This is a genomic window from Falsihalocynthiibacter sp. BN13B15, assembly GCF_041205415.1.
In the GTDB taxonomy this organism is placed as follows: Bacteria; Pseudomonadota; Alphaproteobacteria; order Rhodobacterales; family Rhodobacteraceae; genus Falsihalocynthiibacter; species Falsihalocynthiibacter arcticus.
The window spans coordinates 1-2,228 of the sequence record NZ_JBGFCE010000047.1 but is presented as its reverse complement, the minus strand read 5'-3'; the positions used below and the strand labels follow the sequence as shown (position 1 = coordinate 2,228).

General features: G+C 48.4%; 1 protein-coding gene. It reads left to right on the top strand.

Annotation, left to right across the window (positions count from 1 at the left end; translation table 11 throughout):
* The first annotated feature begins 336 nt into the window (after positions 1–336).
* Positions 337–1,932 carry a DUF1254 domain-containing protein gene (locus AB9F26_RS22035; RefSeq protein WP_369769101.1) on the top strand — a complete coding sequence of 532 codons (1,596 nt, stop codon included), beginning with the start codon at positions 337–339 and terminating at the stop codon, positions 1,930–1,932.
* Positions 1,933–2,228 lie beyond the last annotated feature (296 nt).

The window sequence follows — 2,228 nt, the reverse complement described above, 5'->3', positions numbered from 1 at the left end:
GCTTAGGGCCGTTCATGTCGATCGACACAAAGGGCGGAAAGTGTGAATTCGCTGCTTGTGCGAGGTGAGATCGCGTCAACGGCAAGAGCCGACATTTAAATAGCCGCGGATCGGGTGTTCGTTCTGCGCTGCGGAAGACAGCTGTGAGCCCAAGGCGAAGGGGATGTCCGTTGGCTTCCTAGATCGTAAGAAGTTTGGCGCGAAATGGCGTGACTCGTACCGCGTTCAATGTACAATTCGAAGAACGCGACAGGATCGTTTGGCCAAAGAAAGATTGATCAATCGGGGGGCGAAGAAATGGTCGTTTATTTTTTACAGAGAAAACGGAGAAAGTTTATGAAATTAGCGAAATCATCAAAAGTGGCTTTGTTCATGGCGACGGCGGGAATGATTAGCGTACCCGTATTTGTAGCGCCTGCTTTTGCTGAAGACGTTACTCCGGGATATAACCACCTCATCCCGCTGGGAATTATGACACCCGACAAGACTGAAACCTCGATTGGTACGCTGGAGTTTCATGATGGCCGCCCAACTAAAGAAACCGTTCAAAGAGTATATGACAATTTGGATTTTGCTCGTGGCATGGAGACTTTCCTAAATTTCATCCCGGCGACCTCATTAGAGGGCATACGCCGCGGCATGAAGCAAATGAATGTAACTCAAGCGAATCAAGTTGTTATTTTTGACAAGCTGATGGATTCCGGCCCGCTGTTTTTGACCGGAAATACGGATACGGTTTATGCCATGCTCATCCTTGACTTGGAGCGTGACGGTCCAACTGTTATTGAAATCCCACCCAACGCTGGCCCCGGAACCGTAAACGACGCCTACTTTCGTTTCGTCGTAGATATGGGTGCACCCGGCCCTGACAAAGGCAAAGGTGGCACATATGTAATCTTGCCGCCAGACTACAGCGGGGCCTTAAAGCCGACACAGGGGGACGAGACCATTGAGATTGAGGTTGGTGGCAACAAGAAACCAGTATGGATAGCTCAATCAACCAGTTATACCAATTGGGTGCCTCTGAGGGGGTTTTTGGTTGATGGTAAACCTGACGCTGCTTCAAAAATGTGGAGAACAGGACTAAAGGCATATCCGCTCTCCAAGGCCTCTAATCCGCCGAAAATGGAATTTGTTAATGCCTCAGGCAAGGTATTCAATACCATTCATGATAATAACTATGAGTTCTACGAAGAGCTTGATCATGTTATTCAGAAAGAACCTGTTAGCTTTCTTGATCCTGAACTTAGAGGGTTAGCTGCAAGCATTGGCATAATGAAGGGCAAAAAGTTTGCTCCTGATGCCAGAATGAAAAAAATATTGATAGATGCTGTTGCAGTCGGCAATGCTACCGCTCGAGCAATCCTGTTCGATCCACGTGAAGACGGCGCCTATTTATATGAAGGTAGTCAGTGGTTCACACCCTTTATTGGTGGCGACTATCGCTGGCTGATCGATAATGGCACGGGTGGGCGTAATTTGGATGCCCGGACAATGTTCTTCTATGGCGCGACAGTCAATACGCCAGCAATGGCTTTGAAAATGGTGGGTGCGGGATCACAATACGCCTACAACGCCAAGGATAAAAATGGCGATTTCCTCGATGGAAGCAAAGTATATAAACTAAACATCCCAGCCAATGTGCCCGCGAAAGATTTTTGGTCCGTCGTAGCCTACGATCCGCAGACTCGCTCTGAGTTGCAAACCAGCCAAAACTACCCAAGCAAGAACAACAAGAAGGATGACCTAACTGTCAATAAGGATGGTTCTATTGATCTTTACTTTGGTCCCAAAGCTCCCAAGGGACATGAGAAAAACTGGATAGAAACTGTACCTGGTAAAGGTTGGATGGTACTTATTAGATTGTATGGGCCGTTAAAGCCATGGTTCGACAAGACTTGGAAACCTGGAGACTTTGAACCCCTCGAATAGAGCTGTTAATCGGGTCGCCGGGGGGGGATCTACCCCACAAAAATTGAAAGAGGCGATTGGATGCTTCAACCGCCTCTTGCTGATTATAGAAATAATCGACGGCCACTATTTCGCTGCACTGCAAAAAGTGTAGTCTGGTGCGGTCGCTCCTGTCCCACGAGGGAAGACGAAGGTCGGTTTTGTCCAGCAGTGCGTGAACTCGCCCATTGCAAATTGTGCAATTGCAGCGAAAGTCCGGTTCGACGGGCCGCATTGCAGCATACAATATGTCCGGCGAGAGGCAGGTTTGGGCCGTT